Here is an 18,680-nt window from a genome sequence, read left to right as displayed (position 1 = left end):
GCCGGAGCGAATGTGGTACACTGCGCACCCGTTTTTTTCTGTGGTGCACGCCGTGGCTGACAGCTCTGTTTTCCTTCCCGATGAATTTTTAGCGCAAATGCGTGCAGCCATGCCTGCGCATCTCTCTTTTGAAGCGTTTATTGCCGCCTGCCAGCGCCCGTTGCGGCGCAGCATCCGGGTCAATACGCTCAAAATCACCGTGGACGATTTTCTGGCGCTGGTAGCCCCTTACGGCTGGCAGCTTACGCCCGTGCCGTGGTGTGAAGAGGGTTTCTGGATCGAACGTGAAGATGAAGACGCTTTCCCGCTCGGCAGTACCGCCGAACATTTAAGCGGACTGTTTTATATTCAGGAAGCCAGTTCCATGCTGCCGGTGGCGGCGCTTTTCGCTGATGGCGCTGCGCTGCAGCGGGTGATGGACGTTGCAGCGGCTCCCGGCTCTAAAACCACCCAAATTGCCGCGCGGATGCACAATCAGGGCGCGATCCTCGCCAACGAATTTTCCGCCAGCCGGGTAAAAGTCTTACATGCCAATATCAGCCGCTGCGGTATCAGCAACGTCGCGCTGACCCACTTTGACGGTCGCGTTTTCGGCGCGGCGCTACCGGAAGCATTTGACGCGATCCTGCTGGACGCCCCCTGCTCCGGTGAAGGCGTGGTGCGCAAAGATCCCGATGCGCTTAAAAACTGGTCGCTGGAAAGCAATCAGCACATTGCCGCCACCCAGCGGGAACTGATTGAAAGCGCGTTCCATGCCCTGCGGCCTGGCGGCACGCTGGTTTACTCCACCTGCACGCTGAACCGGGAAGAGAATGAAGAGGTGGTGCAGTGGCTGCTGGCTCGCTTCCCGCAGGCGGTTGAAACTCTCCCTCTGGGTACGCTTTTTCCCCAGGCGAGCGAGGCGCTGACCGCAGAGGGTTTTCTGCATGTCTTCCCACAAATTTTTGACTGCGAGGGTTTCTTCGTTGCCCGGCTGCGCAAAACGGCGAGCGTCGATCCCCTTCCCGCGCCGGGCTACAAAATGGGCAAATTCCCGTTTACGCCGATGAAAGGACGCGACGCCGCGCAGCTCATCAGCGCCGCCCGTAGTGTGGGCCTGCAATGGGATGAGACACACACCCTGTGGCAGCGCGACAAAGAAATCTGGCTGTTCCCGGCCAGTATTGAATCTCTGCTGGGCCAGGTACGCTTTTCGCGCATCGGCATCAGGCTTGCCGAAAGTCATAACAAAGGCTATCGCTGGCAGCACGAAGCGGTGATTGCACTGGCGCAAAGCGAGACGCTGGCCTTCGAACTGACGCCGCACGAGGCGGAAGAGTGGTATCGCGGCCGGGACATTTACCCGGAGCATCCGCCGGTGACTGACGATGTACTGGTGACGTTTCAGGGCTTCACACTGGGGCTGGCGAAAAAAGTCGGCTCACGGCTGAAAAATAGCTACCCGCGCGAGCTGGTTCGCGATGGACGGCTGTTCACCCACAAGGCGTGACGGCACGCAAAGATTAAGCATCTTCTGACTGGCTATTTTATCTGCGTTGACTACGCTAAAAGATGGGCGGCTAAACTGGTCGTACCACATTTTAGCGGATCAACGGAGAGCAATATGACGAAAACCAACGTACGCATCGGTGCTTTCGAGATTGAAGATGCCGAACTTAAGGGTGAAAATCAGGGTGAACGAACGTTAGTGATCCCCTGCAAATCAGACCCGGATTTATGTATGCAGCTCGACGCCTGGGATGCCGACACCAGCGTTCCGGCTATCCTTGATGGCGAGCATTCCGTCCTTTATCGCGAACATTATGACCAACAAACTGATTCCTGGGTGATGCGTCTTGCCTGACCCACAATGAACCCGTCCACGAGGCGGGTTATTTATTGACGTAAATTTCCCCCGCACCGTTTCATCCCCTACAATTAACTCAGGTTTTGTGGTTCTGAGGGCAGGATGTACGCACTGGTATTGTTTATCTGTTATCTCGATGGCGGCTGTGATGACATTGTCGTCGATGTTTACAATACCGAGCAGCAATGCATGGTCGCCATGCGCGATCAGCGCCTGCGCCACGGCGGGTGCTATCCGGTCGAAGAGTTCATTGATGGCTTCTGGCGTCCGGCACAGGAGTACAGCGATTTTTAACCCCTCCCCCGTTAGTTAAGCCACGCTTAAACAGGCTGACATTTTTGGTAGCTTCAGATAGTCTTTGGTTTCTGTAACAATTCGTGTGGTCATAACAAAATCACACTATAAGAAGCTGATTATGGAAAGAATTTATCTGGAATATACCGCATACGACATCGGGTTGTCTGAAGGGGTCTTCTTCGCCCAGCCTGTCGTTGGCGAGCGTATTTCTGGCAATACCCTTGACGAACTGGCAAAGAGTTTAGCCCTGCTAAACAACACGTCCAGCGAGGAAATCCTCGACGCCATTATCAGTTCGCTGTAACCTGGCGCAATTCACAGTGGCGAAAATAAATACAAAAATACCTGGACGGCGGAGGGGCTGACTATGGTATGGTTTAAAGCGAATTTTGAGCCGTGATGGATATCAGGCTTAACGTTCAGCTCTCTGCTTTTATCGAAGTCAGATAAAAAGAGACCGAATACGATTCCTGTATTCGGTCCAGGGAAATGGCTCTTGGGAGAGAGCCGTGCGCTAAAAGTTGGCATTAATGCAGGCTTAGTCGCCATGCCTTATAAGAATAGTTGACCGTGCCAGGTTTTCCAGTCTGATGCAAAAGTGACCAGAAATATTTCCTGACATTCAGGTCAAAAAGTAAAAAAACCGCAGCTTTTCATTGAGATAAGCCTGCGGTTTTTTATTGGAAATCAGCCTGCTATTTTTAGCTACTGGCAAAGCTTCTGCGCGCGTTCAATAAACGGCTCAAGGCTCATTTTTTGCCCCGGGTGCTTAGGATCGTCAATCTGGATCACACTCAGCGGTTGTCCGCTCATCTTGCCCGCCGCGATTTGCTGCTGCGCGATGTCATTAAGCGGGTACTGCACCAGCGTTGAGGGATTAATCACCACCAGCGCATTTCCCGGACGACAGGTCAGCATCACCTCTTCCCGGTCAAACGCCCATTTATCTTTACCAATATCAAAGCGACTGACGGTAATCAGGCCGGGCGCTGCCAGCGCGGTGGCAGACGTTGTCAGTAATAAAGCAGAGATCACTATTTTTTTCATAGAATTAGCCAGGTTAATCAGAAAGGCTCCCAGGTAGCAAACAGACTTACCGTCGCCAGCACCAGCGCGCCGAGGATCGTTTCTGCTTGCGTCATGCGAATTAAAAATCGTTGCGCCCGTTCGCCGTCCGAACTCATACGTGGAACCAGAACATAACGGTTCACCAGCGCAATTGCCACCATCAGCGCAACAAGCGCACATTTCAACAACAGCGCACGCCCCCACGGAGAGGCACTGATTAAGCGCCCCTGAATCAGCCATGCGTTATTAATGCCCGTGAGCAGCACCCCGGCGACGGCAAAATGCCCGTAGCGCGAAAAGCGCAGCAACGTTTTAATGACCGATTGCCGCCAGCGGCCATGGATCAGCCGCAGGCAGTAAAGAAACGGCAGCAGGCCACCCAGCCAGATCGATCCGCAAATCAGATGCACGGCCTGATTGGCCCGTTGTATAGCGCCCATTACACCGTAATGCATTGCCGAATGGCCGACGCTGGCCTGCATAACCAGCTGCGCGCCGAGCAGGATTAACAGCACCGCAAGCTGATGACGCGATCTGAGCCAGACGAGGATCAGCGAAACCCAGGTAAGTACGATTTGCCAGAGCCAGACATTGCCGAACTGCGTGCCAATCACCGCCAGCCACACTTGCGGTCGCCAGACGTCAGGCCAGCCACCGGCCATCATTCCGCCCTGCACCATTAATAGCAGTAATGCAGTCAGCGCGTTAAGCGCGGCACACAGGCGTAACGGGCGGCAAAAGCGGTTTGCCAGCTCAGAGCGCAGCGGTTCACGCGCCAGCCAGACGGCGAAAAACACGCCGCCCGCCAGCGCAATCAGCGCGGCAAAATGCAAAAATCGCAGTCCTGTCCATGCAACGTCCAGCATCTTACTTCACGCTAAAATGATACTGCCCCTGCGTCTTATGCCCATCGACAGAAACCACATGCCAGTCGACGGTATACTTGCCGGGCTTTAACGGCTGATTAAGCGGCACAATAAGCTGGGTATTATCTTTTTCATTACGTTTTGCCTTACCGGTGGCGATTGACGCTCCCGCAGGTCCGGTGAGGGTGAGGCCACTGAAATTAGCTTCAACGCCTTCGGAAAAATTCAGGGTCAGCGCCTGAGGTGCGGCGGTGACTTGCGCGTCGGCGGCGGGATACTGATGCTGAAGATGGGCATGGGCGAATGCGGCAGGTGTCGTCATTAATGCGGTCAGTAAAAGCAACGCGCCGCGTGCAGAAGGGGCAATGAACGCCATGAAATCATTCCTTTTTGTTATGTAATCACCGTAAAGAATAACGCTGTATAATGCCTTAGTCGAGAATAGTCATCGCCGGGCTTGTTATTCTGCGGCACTCTTAGTACCTTCTGCCTGTTTGTAAGAGGAGATAGCAATGCACACCAATCTGGCCAAACTTTCCCAGCAGGAAATGGACAAAGTGAATGTCGATCTGGCGGCGGCCTCCGTCGCGTTTAAAGAGCGGTACAATATGCCGATCGTCGCCGAAGTGGTGGAGCGGGAGCAGCCCGAACATCTGCGCGACTGGTTTCGCGAACGGTTAATTGCCCATCGGCTGGCCTCGGTTAATCTGTCACGCTTGCCCTACGAACCCAAAATTAAATAAGCGTGATTATTCGTCTTACTTCAGGAGCACGCCATGCTACGCGTTATTGATACCGAAACCTGCGACCTCCAGGGAGGCGTGGTTGAAATCGCCTCGGTGGACGTGGTGGACGGTAAAATCACCAATCCCATGAGCCATCTGGTGCGCCCGGATCGCCCCATTAGCCCGCAGGCGATGGCCATCCATCGGATCACAGAAGCGATGGTTGCAAATCAGCCGTGGATTGAGGAAGTGCTGCCGTTTTATCAGGGAAGTCAGTGGTACGTCGCGCATAACGCCAGTTTTGACCGCCGGGTGCTGCCTGAAATGCACGGCGAGTGGATTTGCACCATGAAAATGGCCCGCCGCCTGTGGCCGGGCATTAAGTACAGCAATATCGGGCTGTATAAGTCGCGGAATCTTTCGGTGCAGACGCCCGCCGGGCTGCATCATCACCGGGCGCTGTATGATTGCTACATTACCGCCGCGCTGTTAATCGACATCATGAACACCTCCGGCTGGACGCCTGAAGAAATGCTGGAAGTGACCGGACGTCCCGGTCTGATCTCAACCTTCAGCTTCGGGAAATATCGCGGTAAGCCGGTCGCCGAAGTTGCCGAGCGTGACCCCGGCTATTTACGCTGGCTGTTCAATAATCTCGACCGGATGAGCCCGGAAATGCGCCTGACCCTGAAGCACTACCTCGACAAAGCCTAAACCTTCGCGTTGCCGGGCAGCGTCCCCTGCGCGAGGGCAATTAAGAAGGTGAACTCCATGGCGACACCTTCATAGCTCTTAAAACGCCCCGATTTCCCGCCGTGCCCGGAATCCATATCGGTACAGAGCAGCAGCAGATTTTTATCGGTCTTCAGCTCGCGCAGCCGGGCGACCCATTTGGCAGGCTCCCAGTACTGCACCTGCGAGTCGTGCAGGCCGGTGGTTACCAGCAGATGCGGATAGGCTTTAGCTTCAACATTGTCATAGGGGCTGTAGCTTTTCATGTAGTGATAGTAGGTTTCATCTTTCGGATTGCCCCATTCTTCAAATTCCCCGGTGGTCAGCGGGATCGACTCGTCCAGCATGGTGGTGACGACATCCACAAACGGCACCTGGGCGATGACGCCGTGGAACAGATCCGGGCGCAGATTAATTGCCGCGCCCATGAGCATCCCGCCCGCGCTGCCGCCCATGCCGAAGCAATAGCGTGGATCGCCATAGCCCTGGGCCAGTAACGCATCGCAGACGTCGAGATAATCAGTGAACGTGTTTTTCTTTTTCAGGAATTTGCCGTCTTCATACCATTGCTGGCCCAGTTCGCCCCCGCCGCGCACGTGAGCAATCGCAAACACAAAGCCCCGGTCCAACAGGCTCAGGCGACTGCTGCTGAAATCGGCGTCCATACTGGAGCCGTAGGAGCCGTAGCCGTACACCAGCAGCGGATTCTTGCCGCGACGAAAATGCTGACGGTGGTAAACCAGCGACACCGGCACTTCCGTGCCGTCGCGGGCGACAATCCACAGATGCTCACTGCGATACAGGCTGCTGTCAAAACCCGCCACTTCGGTCTGCTTCAGCACCTGGCGCTCGCCGGTGTCCATATCCAGCTCAAAGAGGGTATCCGGGGTGGTCATGGAAGAATAGCCGTAACGCAGGCGGGAGGTTTCCGGTTCCGGGTTATACGCCAGCCAGGTCACGTAAGCCGGATCGTCGAAGGCGATACCGGTCACTTCGCGGGTTTTACGGTTGATCTGGCGCAGGCTGGTCAGCCCCCGCTGGCGCTCTTCCACCACCAGCCAGTCGGTAAACAGGGTAAAGCCTTCCAGCATGATATCTGCCCGCGCCGGGATCAGCACTTCCCACTGCTGTTCATTACGCACATGGCTGCGGTACAGGCCAAAGTTTTTGCCGTCGCGGTTCGAGCGAATATAAAATTTATGCTGATAGTGATCGACGCTGTATTCGTGATCTTTACGACGCGGCAGGAAAGGCATTGGCTCCGCATCCGCCAGTGCCGCATCCAGCAACAGCACCTCGCTGGTGGTGGCGCTGGAAAGGAAAATCACCACGAAATGCTGGGAGGTGGTTTTATGCAGCCCGACGTAAAAGGTTTCGTCCCGCTCTTCGTAGATCAGTTCGTCCGCCGCCGAGGAGGTTCCTACCCGGTGCCGCCAGACCTGGTACGGCAACAGCGTAACCGGGTGTTTACGCACGTAGTACAGGGTTTGCGAGTCATTACCCCAGACGAAATCTGGCGAGACGTTATCCAGCAGTTCAGGATACCAGTTCCCGCTTTGCAGATTACGCAGGCGCAGCCCGTACTGACGGCGGGAAAGATAATCTTCCGCCAGCGCCATAATGGTGTTATCCGGCGATACCGCCATCCCACCAAGCGTATAAAACTCACTGTGCGCGGCGCGTTTGTTAGCGTCGAGCAGCAGCTCCCATTCATCCCATTCCGCCAGCATCACCGACTGGCGCTGATAAATCGCATACTCGCAGCCCGGCTCATAAATATGCCGGTAACGATAACCGTTTCTGGTCCAGGGTGCGGAAACTTCACGCTGCGGAATACGCCCCACGATCTCGGCAAGGATGCGATCCTGAAGATCGTGCTGGGAAGACATCACCTGATGACCGTAACTGTTTTCCTGCTGGAGATAGTCCAGCACGTCCGGCTGCGAGCGCGTATCGTCCCGCAGCCAGTAGTAGGGATCGGTGCGCGTATCGTTGTGCAGCGTCATGGTATGAGGAATACGTCTGGCTTTTGGTGGCATATCGCGACTTCTTTTGCTTATGACATCCTATAAGGTTGGCAAAAGTCGCCAGCGATGCAAGCGAAACGTGATGACTTTCCGCACGATTTACTCAGGAAGCGCCTGTTTTTGCTGCTTTAGATCCTGCTCGACGCCATCGCGAACATCCTGCGGAATTTTTAATGCGTCGCCGAGGGCGCTAAGGTAGCTACGTTCCATAAAGTGATCGACGTCAATCGCTGCGCAGCTGAGGAAATAAAGCTCCAGCGCTTCTTCCTCATTACGCACGCCCTCTGCCAGCCGCTGCGGGTCGAGAGGCTGTTCGATGGCCTGCGCCACCAGCGCTCTGCCCTGCTCTTCCACGCCCGCTTCGCGCAGTTGCTGCTCAATGGCAGCGCGTTCGCGATCGTCGATATGCCCATCGCTTTTGGCGGCGAAGACCAGCGCCAGAATCAGCCGTTCGGTACGTAGATCCAGCGGCGTCTGCTGCTGACCAAACTGCGGCTCACCCTGATGCGCCTGACGAATTTTGTCTTTGTATTTGTTCCATAGTACGGTGCCTGCCACCGCGCCACCGCCAGCCAGTAGCGCGCCGGTGCCATATTTTGAGAGCAGTTTACGCGAGGATTTATTGGCGACCAGCAGACCCGCCAGTCCACCGAGCGCGCCGGGCGAGAGCAGTTTACTTAGCCCCTGCCCGTGCGAAGCGCCGGAAGAGGCGGATGCGCCTTTTTGCGCCAGAAGAGACTGCAATTGATTAAGCCAGCTTGCCATAGAGATGTACCCTCACTCTGATAATGTAAAAAACAGAGTAAGCGAGGGGACGTCAGAAAGTGTCAAAACGGCAAAAGGTGCGCAAAGTATTGCCGCTTATTGTTGCTGATAGCTGGCGCTGCCCGCCGCGCAGTCAACCTGAACGAGGTAGCGAATATCGGCGCTTTTACCGCGCACGGTCAACGGTACTTTCCATTTCCCTTTGTTGCCAACCACTTCATTGCTGTCCACCCAGACCACCGGGTCGGCCTGACCGATTTTCTGTCGGTCTTCCGCCCAGCGCACGATGCGGTTTTGCTGATAGTCACGTTTAACGCTCGCCGCAATACCGTCAGCGTCAAGCTTCAGGCAATGGGGAAATTTGACCGTTTTCGAATGCGGATCCTGACTGACAGCCTGTACCGATGCGCTACCCGCCAGCAGCAATAAACAGAAAAGCGCTCCTGTTTTGTTCATCATGTTCTCCTTATTACCCAACGCTTAACGTGGGTTTCAGAAAAAGCATGGTACAAAACGGCAGGAGCGCAAGTCACGGTCAGGCGGCTTTGGTGCGCTTCGCGGGCGCGTCGTCCGCCACGGCTTTCGGCGAAGGCATTTTTCCTGCCTTCAGCACATTACCCAAAACGTCTTTTTGCTCGGCGATCCACATTGCCATGGCTTCGCGCTGCTCGTCGTCCAGCGCAACCGGAGACTGACCCAGCCACGTACCCAGCACTTCCGCCAGATCGAGCATTTTGTCGTAAGCATCGGCTTCCTTTTTGCTGGCAAAAGACATTTTTTCCTCACCTTCACGGATCACAACGTATTTAACTTCAACCGCCATTTTGCAGCCCCATATCACTGTAATTTTATACAGTATACCACTGCGATTTACCGAAATCAAACTTCAGTAATCACGTCAGCAAAGACAGGCGCAAACGTTTTCGTTTATACTGCGCGCAGGTGATCTGAAGGGAAAATGTGATGATTGTATTAGGTACTGCGCTGCGGCCGGCAGCAACCCGCGTGATGCTGTTAGGTTCCGGCGAACTGGGCAAAGAGGTCGCGATTGAATGCCAGCGGCTGGGGCTGGAGGTGATCGCCGTTGACCGCTACGCCGACGCCCCGGCGATGCACGTCGCCCATCGCGCGCACGTTATCAACATGCTTGACGGTCAGGCGCTAAAAGCGCTGGTGGCAGCGGAAAAGCCGGATTATATCGTGCCGGAAATTGAAGCCATTGCGACCGATATGCTGCTGGAACTTGAACAGGCCGGGCAAAAAGTGGTGCCCTGCGCCAGAGCCACGCAACTAACGATGAACCGCGAAGGCATTCGTCGTCTGGCGGCGGAGACCCTGAAACTGCCCACCTCCCCATACCGCTTTGCGGATAGCGAAGAAAGCTTTCGCCAGGCTGTCGCCGCCATCGGCCTGCCCTGCATTGTGAAGCCGGTGATGAGTTCCTCCGGTAAAGGGCAGAGTTTTATCCGCCGGGAAGAGCAGCTTGGGGACGCCTGGCAGTACGCCCAGCAGGGTGGACGTGCGGGCGCGGGCCGGGTGATCGTCGAAGGGGTGGTGAATTTTGATTTCGAAATTACCCTGCTGACCGTCAGCGCCGCCGACGGCGTGCATTTCTGTGCGCCGGTAGGTCATCGTCAGGAGGATGGCGACTATCGCGAATCATGGCAGCCGCAGCAGATGAGTGCGCTGGCGCTGGAGCGCGCGCAGACGATTGCACGTGAGGTGGTGCTGGCGCTTGGCGGTTACGGGCTTTTCGGCGTGGAGCTGTTCATTTGTGGCGATGACGTGGTCTTCAGTGAAGTTTCACCGCGTCCGCATGACACCGGCATGGTCACGCTGATTTCTCAGGATCTGTCGGAGTTTGCCCTCCACGTGCGCGCGTTTCTCGGTCTGCCGGTCGGCGCTATTCGCCAGTACGGTCCGGCGGCTTCGGTGGTCATCCTGCCGCAGTTGACCAGCCAGAACGTGACGTTCAGTCATATTGAGGCCGCAACGGGTGCCGGGTTACAGGTGCGTTTATTTGGCAAGCCGGAAATCGACGGGACGCGGCGGTTGGGCGTCACATTAGCCACGGGTGATAGCGTGGAACATGCCGTGCAGCGGGCGAAAGAGGCTGCGGCCAGCATTAAGGTTTCTGGATAAAAAAAGCCCGGTAGCGATCTGCGCTTACCGGGCTTTATTTCTGCCGTTCAGTTACTGCTGCGCACCCGCCACCGCTTCACGTGCCAGCGTGGTGATACGATCGTAGTCTCCGGCTTCCAGCGCATCCGCCGGAACCAGCCAGGAGCCGCCAATACACAGCACGCTTTTCAGCGCCAGGTAATCACGGTAGTTCGCCGGAGAAATGCCGCCGGTCGGGCAGAAACGCACCTGCGAGAATGGACCGGCAATCGCCTGCAATGCTTTGGTCCCGCCGTTCGCCTCCGCCGGGAAGAATTTAAATTCTTTCAGACCGTAGTCCAGCCCCAGCATCAGTTCAGAAACGGTGCTGATGCCTGGGATCAGCGGGATCGTGCCTGCGGTTGCCGCTTTCAGCAGTGGCTCGGTCAGGCCTGGGCTGATAGCAAACTGCGCGCCCGCTTCGGTTACTTCCGCCAACTGCTGCGCATTCAGCACCGTACCGGCACCAATAATCGCTTCCGGCACTTCTTTGGCGATGGCGCGGATAGCATCCATCGCACAGGCGGTGCGCAGCGTTACTTCCAGCACGCGCACGCCGCCAGCAACCAGCGCTTTCGCCATCGGGACGGCGTGTTCCAGTTTGTTCACCACGATAACCGGTACAACCGGGCCAGTGGTCAGGATTGCTTCTGCACTTGTTTTCCAGTTTTTCATCAGAGTTTTTTCTCTCGCCAGATCTACAAATTTGTCATCTTAAAAAGTGATGCAGGTTGCGCCCTGCTCAGCACCAGAAAGCTTTTCACGCAGTGCGCCAAACAGTTCACGTCCCGTGCCCACGCGCATGGCGCTCAGATCGGGGATATGCGGCTGTCGGGCGGCAAGTTCCTTTTCATCCACCAGCAGCGTTAACTCGCCCGTCTGCCCGTTGACGCGAATGATGTCACCATCGCACACTTTTGCCAGCAGCCCGCCGTCATACGCTTCCGGCGTCACATGGATCGCCGACGGTACTTTGCCTGATGCGCCGGAGAGTCGTCCGTCAGTCACCAACGCAATTTTGAAACAGCGGTCCAATAATACACCAAGTGGCGGCATAAGTTTATGTAATTCTGGCATCCCGTTCGCTTTTGGCCCCTGATGACGGACCACCACCACGCAATCCCGGTCAAGCAGCCCGGCTTCAAAGGCGGGCAGCACGTCGTGCTGGCTTTCAAAAACCACCGCAGGCGCTTCGATAACCTGATTTTCCACCGGTACGGCGGAGGTTTTCATCACCGCCCGGCCCAGATTGCCGCTCAGCACTTTGGTGCCGCCGTGCCGGGAGAACGGTTTATCCATCGACGCGATAATGCTGCTGTCCAGCGAGGCTTCCGCCCCGTCGCGCCATTCCAGCTCGCCGTTGTTCAGCCACGGCTCAAGGGTGTAACGCGACAGCCCAAAGCCTGCGACGGTGTTAACGTCTTCGTGCAGCAGGCCGCCTTTCAGCAACTCGCGCACCAGCACCGGTACGCCGCCCGCTGCCTGGAAGTGGTTGATATCCGCCGGGCCGTTAGGATACAGACGCGCCATCAGCGGCACGATGTCTGAGAGATCGGAGAAGTCATCCCAGTTAATCAGGATCCCCGCCGCGCGCGCCATCGCCACCAGGTGCATGGTGTGGTTGGTCGAGCCGCCGGTAGCCAGCAGCGCCACGATACCGTTGACCACCACTTTTTCGTCGATCATTTTGCCAAGCGGCATCCACTCGGTGCCGTTACTGGTCAGACGCGTCACCTGACGTGCGGCAGCGGCGGTTAACGCTTCGCGCAGCGGCGCATCCGGCTGAATGAAAGAGGAGCCGGGCAACTGCATCCCCATAAATTCAATCACCATCTGATTGGTGTTAGCGGTACCGTAAAAGGTACAGGTGCCGGGAGCGTGATAGGACGCCGCCTCCGATTCCAGCAGTGCCATACGGTCCACTTTGCCTTCAGCATACAGCTGGCGAATGCGCACTTTTTCTTTATTTGGCAGTCCGCTGGACATTGGACCTGACGGCACAAAAACGGACGGCAAATGGCCGAAGGAAAGCGCTGCCATCGCCAGTCCGGGGACGATTTTGTCGCAGACGCCAAGCCACAGCGCGCCGTCAAACATATTGTGCGAAAGTCCCACCGCCGCAGACATGGCGATGATTTCGCGGCTTAACAGCGACAGCTCCATGCCGTCCTGCCCCTGCGTGACACCGTCACACATTGCCGGAACCCCGCCTGCTACCTGCCCCACGGCATTGGCCTGATGCAGCGCTTTACGGATGATCTCAGGATAATGTTCGTAAGGCTGATGGGCAGAGAGCATGTCGTTATAAGAGGTAATAATCGCAATATTATTGCGCAGCATACTTTTTAAGGACGCTTTGTCATCCGGCTGGCAGGCGGCAAAGCCGTGCGCCAGATTGCCGCAGGCAAGCGTGGAGCGGTGAACGGTGCTGCTTTTGGCGGACTCAATACGGGCGAGGTAAGCGGTCCGGGTTTCACGCGAACGTTCAACAATGCGTTTTGTTACCCGTAACAAATCAGGATTCATAAAAGCTCCTTAACGTTAATTTTGTTCGCTGCGTGTGAACGCGGATTATCGCCAGCTAAAAACAGCGTATCGGCAGGGTTTACGCAGCCAAGAGGTAAGATACTGACGCTAGTGTAATAAAAAAAGCCCTGCGGGGAAATCCACGCAGGGCGTAAATTACAGAAAATAACACGACAATCTGTGTTAGATCATGTTACCGGTAAAATAACCCATTCGGATTACTCAAACTCGTTCCACGAACGGCCGTCGCGGGTGATCATTGCCACCGACGCCACCGGCCCCCAGGTGCCTGCCTGATAAGGCTTTGGCGCGTCCTGATCGGCAGCCCAGGCCTCAGTAATGGAATCGACCCATTTCCAGGCTTCCTCAACCTCATCGCGGCGCACAAACAGCGCCTGAATGCCGCGCATGGTTTCCAACAGCAGACGCTCGTAGGCATCGGCCAGGTGCGTCTCATTGAAGGTTTCCGAGTAGCTCAGGTCCAGCTTAGTGGTTTGCAGATTGTGCTTGTGATCCAGCCCCGGCACTTTATTAAGGATCTGGATATCCACGCCCTCATCCGGCTGTAAACGAATGGTCAGCTTGTTCTGCGGCAGCTCCTGCCAGGACTCTTTAAACAGATTCAGTTCCGGGTTTTTGAAGTACACCACGACTTCCGAGCACTTGGTCGGCAAACGCTTGCCGGTGCGCAGGTAGAAAGGCACGCCCGCCCAGCGCCAGTTATCGAGATCGACGCGGATCGCCACGAAAGTTTCGGTATTGCTGGATTTATTTGCGCCCTCTTCTTCCAGATAGCCCGGCACTTTCTTGCCCTGGGCAAACCCGGCGGTGTACTGACCGCGCACGGTTTTTTCGCGCACGTTGGTGCGGTTAATGCGGCGCAGGGATTTCAGCACTTTTACTTTTTCGTCGCGAATGTTATCGGCGCTCAGATCGGCAGGCGGCGACATCGCAATCATGCAGAGAATTTGCAGCAGGTGGTTCTGGATCATATCGCGCATCTGGCCTGCCTGGTCAAAATAGCCCCAGCGCCCTTCAATGCCCACCTCTTCCGCCACGGTAATTTCCACGTGATCGATGGTGCGGTTATCCCAGTTATTGACGAACAGCGAGTTGGCGAAACGCAGCGCCAGCAGGTTGAGTACCGTTTCTTTACCCAGATAATGGTCGATGCGATACACCTGACACTCTTCAAAATACTCGCCCACCTGATCGTTGATTTCACGCGACGTGTCCAGCGAGGTGCCGAGCGGTTTTTCCATCACCACCCGCGCGGGCTTGGCGTTCAGTTTGGCCTTGCCGAGACCTTTACAGATAGCGCCGAAGGTATCCGGCGGCATGGCAAAGTAGTTAATCGTGACGCGATTTTCCTGGTCCAGCATTTTACCCAGTCGGGAAAAAGCGGCGGTATCGTTCACGTCGAGGGTACAAAAATCCAGACGCGCGCTGAGCTTATCCCACAAACCTTCATCAATTTTTTCCTTCATGAAAGTTTCAAGCGCCTCGCGAACCACTTTGGTATAGGCATTTTTATCCCAGTCCGCGCGACCGACACCCAGAATACGGGTGTCATCATGGATCTGACCGGCTTTCTCAAGCTGGTACAGGGAAGGCAGTAGCTTACGCCGTGCCAGGTCACCTTTTGCACCGAATATGACCAAATCACATGCGTGAGCCGTTTGCGTTACCGCCATGTCATTCTCCTCAATTGAATATCCTGGTACTTGTGCCAGGCTATATTTGTAATTTTGTTACACTGCACTGTACTGTGTTTACGAATATCCTGAAACCCTCGCACCCTATGTGCGCCTGCAAAAAGGCATGTTTGGGAAAATCACCGCCCATACCTTCAGGCATCTTGCTAATTTCACTGATACTTTTGCCCGAATCGGAGGCTGTAAAATCCGACTCTGATCATGTAATGAAAAAAAACAACATCATTTTGCCGCCCTTCTGCACTCTTCCTGCGAGTACGGGAGTATATTCTTGCTAAAACGCACAACGATTTTATCTGTTAGTCGATCGTTTATCACCGTGAGCGCACAGTAAACAATGAATATGCTGGAAAAAATCCAGTCCCAGCTGGAACACCTTAGCAAATCCGAGCGCAAAGTGGCGGAAGTCATTCTTGCCACGCCTGCCCAGGCCATCCATTCCAGCATCGCGGCACTGGCCGTCGAAGCGGGCGTCAGCGAACCCACCGTTAACCGCTTTTGTCGCAGCCTCGACACGCGCGGCTTTCCCGACTTCAAGCTGCATCTGGCGCAGAGCCTGGCGAACGGCACGCCTTACGTGAACCGCAACGTCGATGAAGACGACAGCGTTGAGGCCTACACCGGCAAAATCTTTGAGTCGGCGATGGCCAGCCTCGATCACGTCCGGCAGTCGCTGGATATGGCCGCGGTTAACCGCGCGGTGGACCTGTTAACCCAGGCGAAAAAAATCGCCTTCTTCGGCCTTGGTTCTTCCGCCGCCGTCGCCCACGATGCGATGAATAAATTTTTCCGCTTTAACGTGCCGGTGGTGTACACCGATGACATCGTGCTGCAACGGATGAGCTGTATGAATTGTAGCGATGATGATGTGGTTGTGCTGATTTCTCACACCGGGCGCACCAAAACGCTGGTCGAACTGGCGCAGCTGGCGCGTGAAAACGATGCGATGGTGATCGCCATTACCTCGCCGGGAACGCCGCTGGCGCAGGAAGCCACGCTGGCCATCACCCTTGACGTGCCGGAAGATACCGACATTTATATGCCGATGGTTTCCCGGCTGGCCCAGCTCACCGTTATTGACGTGCTGGCAATCGGATTTACTTTGCGTCGCGGAGCAAAATTCAGAGATAACTTGAAGCGTGTCAAAGAAGCGTTAAAAGAATCGCGTTTTGATAAAGCCCTGCACGTTTATGGGGACCACCCCAAGAAAACGATAACAAAGCTGTAACTTATTTCATCATTCGGTTAAGTTCATGCAGTGGTGTTTCCATTGCAGAACAGCCGAATTCCTGTTCAGACAACACCAAAATTGATTCAGTCAACGGAGTATTACATGTCCAGAAGGCTTCGCAGAACGAAAATCGTTACCACCTTAGGCCCGGCTACCGATCGCGATAATAACCTCGAAAAAGTTATCGCCGCAGGAGCCAACGTAGTGCGGATGAATTTCTCTCACGGAACCCCTGAAGACCATAAATTACGCGCGGATAAAGTGCGTGAAATTGCAGCCAAACTTGGCCGCCACGTCGCCATTCTCGGCGATTTACAGGGACCGAAGATCCGCGTTTCCACCTTCAAAGAAGGCAAAGTTTTCCTCAATATCGGCGATAAATTCCTGCTGGATGCCAACCTCGGTAAAGGGGAAGGCGACAAAGAAAAAGTGGGGATTGACTACAAAGGTCTTCCTTCCGACGTGGTCCCTGGCGATATCCTGCTGCTCGACGATGGTCGCGTGCAGTTGAAGGTGCTGGAAGTTCAGGGACTGAAAGTCTTTACCGAAGTCACCGTCGGCGGCCCGCTTTCTAACAATAAAGGCATCAATAAACTGGGCGGCGGCCTTTCAGCGGAAGCGCTGACCGAGAAAGACAAAGCGGACATCCTCACCGCCGCAGAAATTGGCGTTGATTATCTGGCGGTCTCCTTCCCGCGCTGCGGCGAAGATCTGAACTACGCCCGTCGCCTGGCGCGCGACGCTGGGTGCGATGCGAAAATCGTCTCTAAAGTTGAGCGTGCAGAAGCGGTCGCGACCCAGGACGCCATGGATGACATTATTCTTGCCTCCGACGTGGTGATGGTTGCGCGCGGCGATCTCGGCGTTGAAATCGGCGATCCCGAACTGGTGGGTATTCAGAAAGCGCTGATCCGCCGCGCCCGTAAACTCAATCGCGCAGTAATTACCGCCACCCAGATGATGGAATCGATGATCACCAATCCGATGCCAACCCGTGCGGAAGTGATGGACGTGGCGAACGCCGTGCTCGACGGGACCGATGCCGTTATGCTGTCTGCGGAAACAGCGGCAGGCCAGTACCCGGCGGAAACCGTCGCGGCGATGGCCCGCGTGTGCCTGGGCGCTGAAAAAATCCCGAGTATCAACGTGTCCAAACACCGTCTGGATGTCGAATTCGATAACGTGGAAGAAGCGATTGCGATGTCGGCCATGTACGCGGCAAACCACACCAAAGGCGTGACGGCGATTATCTCGATGACCGAATCTGGGCGCACAGCGCTGATGACGTCCCGAATCAGCTCCGGTCTGCCGATTTTCGCGATGTCGCGCCATGAGCGCACCCTGAATCTGACCGCGCTGTATCGCGGCGTGACGCCGGTTTATTTTGACAGCGCTAACGACGGCGTAGTGGCGGCAACCGATGCGGTAAACCTGCTGCGGGATAAAGGTTATCTGGTGACGGGCGATCTGGTCATCGTCACCCAGGGTGATGTGATGAGCACCATCGGCACCACCAATACCACCCGTATTCTGACCGTGCAGTAACGTAAACTGAAGCCCGGCGCTGCCGGGCTTCGCACCGCGCAATCCGTCCCCATCCCTGCCTTACTGCGCATTCGTCGTCACTGCACGATGAGGCCGTACTATTTCTTCCGATACAGCTCTTTGCGCTTATACGGTTCGATTTCACCCGGCTTACGGGTCTTCAGCAGCTTTAATATCCAAGTGTACTGTTCCGGGTTCGGCCCCACCAGCTGTTCCACCTCTTCGTTCATCCGACGGGCCAGGGTGACGTCATCCGCGGTCAGCAGATCGTCCATCGGCGGACGGACGTGAATGGTCAGGCAATGCATTTTGCTGTCGTACACCGGGAACAGCGGCACGACGCGCGCCCGGCAGATTTTCATCAGGCGACCCACGGCGGGCAGTGTTGCCTTATAGGTGCCAAAAAAGTCGACGAATTCACTCTGCTCCGGGCCATGATCCTGATCGGGGAGGTAATATCCCCAGTAACCCTGACGCACCGACTGAATGAAGGGCTTAACGCCATCGTTACGCGGATGCAAGCGACCGCCAAAACGACGGCGAACTTTATTCCACACGTAATCAAAAACCGGATTACCCTGATTATGGAACATCGCCGCCATCGGCTGCCCCTGCGATGCCATCAGCATCGCCGGAATATCCACGGCCCAGCCGTGCGGCACCAGCAAGATCACTTTTTCATTATTGCGCAGCATCTCATCAATGATGTCGCGCCCCTGCCATTTAATGCGATTCTTAACCTTTTCAGGCGAACGCAGTGCCAGCTCTGCCATCAGCACCATCGCCTGCGGGGCGGTGGCATACATACGATCAATAATGGCCTCGCGTTGCGCCTCGCTCTTTTCCGGGAAGCAATACAGCAGGTTAATCTGCGCACGGCGGCGAGCGCTCTTGCCCATTCTGCCCACCATCCGCCCCAGTTTGCCCAGCAGCGGATCGCGAAACGCAGGCGGCGTCAGCGAAAGGCCCGCAAAAGCAAAAACGCCGAGCCACGTGCCCCAGTAGCGCGGATGAAGGAAGCGGTTCTCAAATTGTGGAATAAATTCGCTATTGTTTTTCTTAGGTTCCATGCAAGTTCCAGAATGAGACAAATGGCGGTCAGAAATAATCTCTTAGTGTAGCGAGGCCACGCGGAGGGCACAAAAGAAAAAGCCGGTGCGCTTGCGTCACCGGCTTT

20 protein-coding genes are annotated in these 18,680 nt (G+C 55.6%); 9 read left to right on the top strand and 11 right to left on the bottom strand.

Going from position 1 to position 18,680, the window contains the following annotated elements:
- Nucleotides 1-52 precede the first annotated feature (52 nt).
- The 4 genes from rsmF to RT197_RS01595 all read left to right on the top strand — a co-directional run bounded on the left by rsmF (nt 53) and on the right by RT197_RS01595 (nt 2,447).
- Nucleotides 53-1,489, top strand: coding sequence for a 16S rRNA (cytosine(1407)-C(5))-methyltransferase RsmF (rsmF, locus tag RT197_RS01610; protein WP_312946608.1), 1,437 nt, complete (start codon nt 53-55; stop codon nt 1,487-1,489).
- Nucleotides 1,490-1,603: 114 nt separating this feature from the next.
- Complete coding sequence (locus tag RT197_RS01605; RefSeq protein ID WP_312946605.1) at nt 1,604-1,843, top strand: YebV family protein; 240 nt, start codon at nt 1,604-1,606, stop codon at nt 1,841-1,843.
- A gap of 105 nt (nt 1,844-1,948) precedes the next feature.
- A complete protein-coding gene (locus RT197_RS01600) occupies nt 1,949-2,140 on the top strand; it encodes a YebW family protein (protein ID WP_312946602.1) in 192 nt (63 codons plus the stop codon).
- Nucleotides 2,141-2,261: 121 nt separating this feature from the next.
- Nucleotides 2,262-2,447: a hypothetical protein gene (locus tag RT197_RS01595; protein ID WP_312946600.1), complete on the top strand. Its 186-nt coding sequence runs from the start codon at nt 2,262-2,264 to the stop codon at nt 2,445-2,447.
- A 401-nt stretch (nt 2,448-2,848) separates the two neighbouring features.
- Here the strand turns inward: RT197_RS01595 and RT197_RS01590 are convergent, their stop codons facing one another.
- Genes RT197_RS01590 through yobA form a run of 3 tightly spaced genes read right to left on the bottom strand, consistent with a single transcriptional unit; the run spans nt 2,849 to nt 4,453 of the window.
- Nucleotides 2,849-3,190: a YebY family protein gene (locus tag RT197_RS01590; protein WP_312946598.1), complete on the bottom strand. Its 342-nt coding sequence runs from the start codon at nt 3,188-3,190 to the stop codon at nt 2,849-2,851.
- Between the two features lie 17 nt (nt 3,191-3,207).
- The gene (copD, locus tag RT197_RS01585) at nt 3,208-4,077 is read right to left on the bottom strand and encodes a copper homeostasis membrane protein CopD (protein WP_312946597.1); all 870 of its coding nucleotides are present in this window, start codon (nt 4,075-4,077) and stop codon (nt 3,208-3,210) included.
- A 1-nt stretch (nt 4,078) separates the two neighbouring features.
- Nucleotides 4,079-4,453, bottom strand: coding sequence for a CopC domain-containing protein YobA (gene yobA, locus RT197_RS01580; protein ID WP_312946594.1), 375 nt, complete (start codon nt 4,451-4,453; stop codon nt 4,079-4,081).
- A 136-nt stretch (nt 4,454-4,589) separates the two neighbouring features.
- Here yobA and RT197_RS01575 point away from each other — a divergent pair, with 136 nt between their 5' ends.
- Nucleotides 4,590-4,820, top strand: coding sequence for a DNA polymerase III subunit theta (locus tag RT197_RS01575; RefSeq protein WP_312946592.1), 231 nt, complete (start codon nt 4,590-4,592; stop codon nt 4,818-4,820).
- Nucleotides 4,821-4,853: 33 nt separating this feature from the next.
- Nucleotides 4,854-5,516, top strand: coding sequence for an exodeoxyribonuclease X (exoX, locus tag RT197_RS01570; protein WP_312946589.1), 663 nt, complete (start codon nt 4,854-4,856; stop codon nt 5,514-5,516).
- Here exoX and ptrB read toward each other — a convergent pair.
- From ptrB to RT197_RS01550, 4 genes are all read right to left on the bottom strand, one after another.
- Entirely contained in the window at nt 5,513-7,573 is a 2,061-nt protein-coding gene (ptrB, locus tag RT197_RS01565) for an oligopeptidase B (RefSeq protein WP_312946588.1), read from the bottom strand. The genes exoX and ptrB overlap by 4 nt on opposite strands.
- A gap of 87 nt (nt 7,574-7,660) precedes the next feature.
- Nucleotides 7,661-8,326: a tellurite resistance TerB family protein gene (locus RT197_RS01560; protein ID WP_312946586.1), complete on the bottom strand. Its 666-nt coding sequence runs from the start codon at nt 8,324-8,326 to the stop codon at nt 7,661-7,663.
- A gap of 96 nt (nt 8,327-8,422) precedes the next feature.
- Nucleotides 8,423-8,782: a protein YebF gene (gene yebF / locus RT197_RS01555; RefSeq protein WP_312946584.1), complete on the bottom strand. Its 360-nt coding sequence runs from the start codon at nt 8,780-8,782 to the stop codon at nt 8,423-8,425.
- A gap of 79 nt (nt 8,783-8,861) precedes the next feature.
- Complete coding sequence (locus RT197_RS01550) at nt 8,862-9,149, bottom strand: YebG family protein (RefSeq protein ID WP_312946581.1); 288 nt, start codon at nt 9,147-9,149, stop codon at nt 8,862-8,864.
- A gap of 140 nt (nt 9,150-9,289) precedes the next feature.
- Here RT197_RS01550 and purT point away from each other — a divergent pair, with 140 nt between their 5' ends.
- The gene (purT, locus tag RT197_RS01545) at nt 9,290-10,468 is read left to right on the top strand and encodes a formate-dependent phosphoribosylglycinamide formyltransferase (protein ID WP_312946578.1); all 1,179 of its coding nucleotides are present in this window, start codon (nt 9,290-9,292) and stop codon (nt 10,466-10,468) included.
- A gap of 51 nt (nt 10,469-10,519) precedes the next feature.
- On the opposite strand, the gene kdgA is transcribed toward purT, so the two are convergent.
- The 3 genes from kdgA to zwf form a co-directional block, all read right to left on the bottom strand.
- Nucleotides 10,520-11,161: a bifunctional 4-hydroxy-2-oxoglutarate aldolase/2-dehydro-3-deoxy-phosphogluconate aldolase gene (kdgA, locus tag RT197_RS01540; protein WP_312946575.1), complete on the bottom strand. Its 642-nt coding sequence runs from the start codon at nt 11,159-11,161 to the stop codon at nt 10,520-10,522.
- A gap of 39 nt (nt 11,162-11,200) precedes the next feature.
- Nucleotides 11,201-13,012 (bottom strand): phosphogluconate dehydratase, encoded by a 1,812-nt coding sequence (gene edd / locus RT197_RS01535; RefSeq protein WP_312946573.1) that lies wholly within the window; start codon nt 13,010-13,012, stop codon nt 11,201-11,203.
- A 218-nt stretch (nt 13,013-13,230) separates the two neighbouring features.
- The gene (gene zwf, locus RT197_RS01530; RefSeq protein ID WP_312946570.1) at nt 13,231-14,706 is read right to left on the bottom strand and encodes a glucose-6-phosphate dehydrogenase; all 1,476 of its coding nucleotides are present in this window, start codon (nt 14,704-14,706) and stop codon (nt 13,231-13,233) included.
- A gap of 358 nt (nt 14,707-15,064) precedes the next feature.
- Here zwf and RT197_RS01520 point away from each other — a divergent pair, with 358 nt between their 5' ends.
- Nucleotides 15,065-15,955 (top strand): MurR/RpiR family transcriptional regulator, encoded by an 891-nt coding sequence (locus RT197_RS01520; RefSeq protein WP_312946567.1) that lies wholly within the window; start codon nt 15,065-15,067, stop codon nt 15,953-15,955.
- Nucleotides 15,956-16,060: 105 nt separating this feature from the next.
- A complete protein-coding gene (pyk, locus tag RT197_RS01515) occupies nt 16,061-17,503 on the top strand; it encodes a pyruvate kinase (protein ID WP_312946565.1) in 1,443 nt (480 codons plus the stop codon).
- Between the two features lie 98 nt (nt 17,504-17,601).
- Here pyk and lpxM read toward each other — a convergent pair whose 3' ends face one another.
- Nucleotides 17,602-18,573: a lauroyl-Kdo(2)-lipid IV(A) myristoyltransferase gene (gene lpxM / locus RT197_RS01510; protein ID WP_312946562.1), complete on the bottom strand. Its 972-nt coding sequence runs from the start codon at nt 18,571-18,573 to the stop codon at nt 17,602-17,604.
- Nucleotides 18,574-18,680: the final 107 nt, after the last annotated feature.

It is taken from the genome of Superficieibacter sp. (genome assembly GCF_032071645.1).
Taxonomy (GTDB): domain Bacteria; phylum Pseudomonadota; class Gammaproteobacteria; order Enterobacterales; family Enterobacteriaceae; genus Superficieibacter.
Note: the sequence above shows the minus strand (reverse complement) of the source record. Positions and strands in the feature narration are given on the sequence as shown.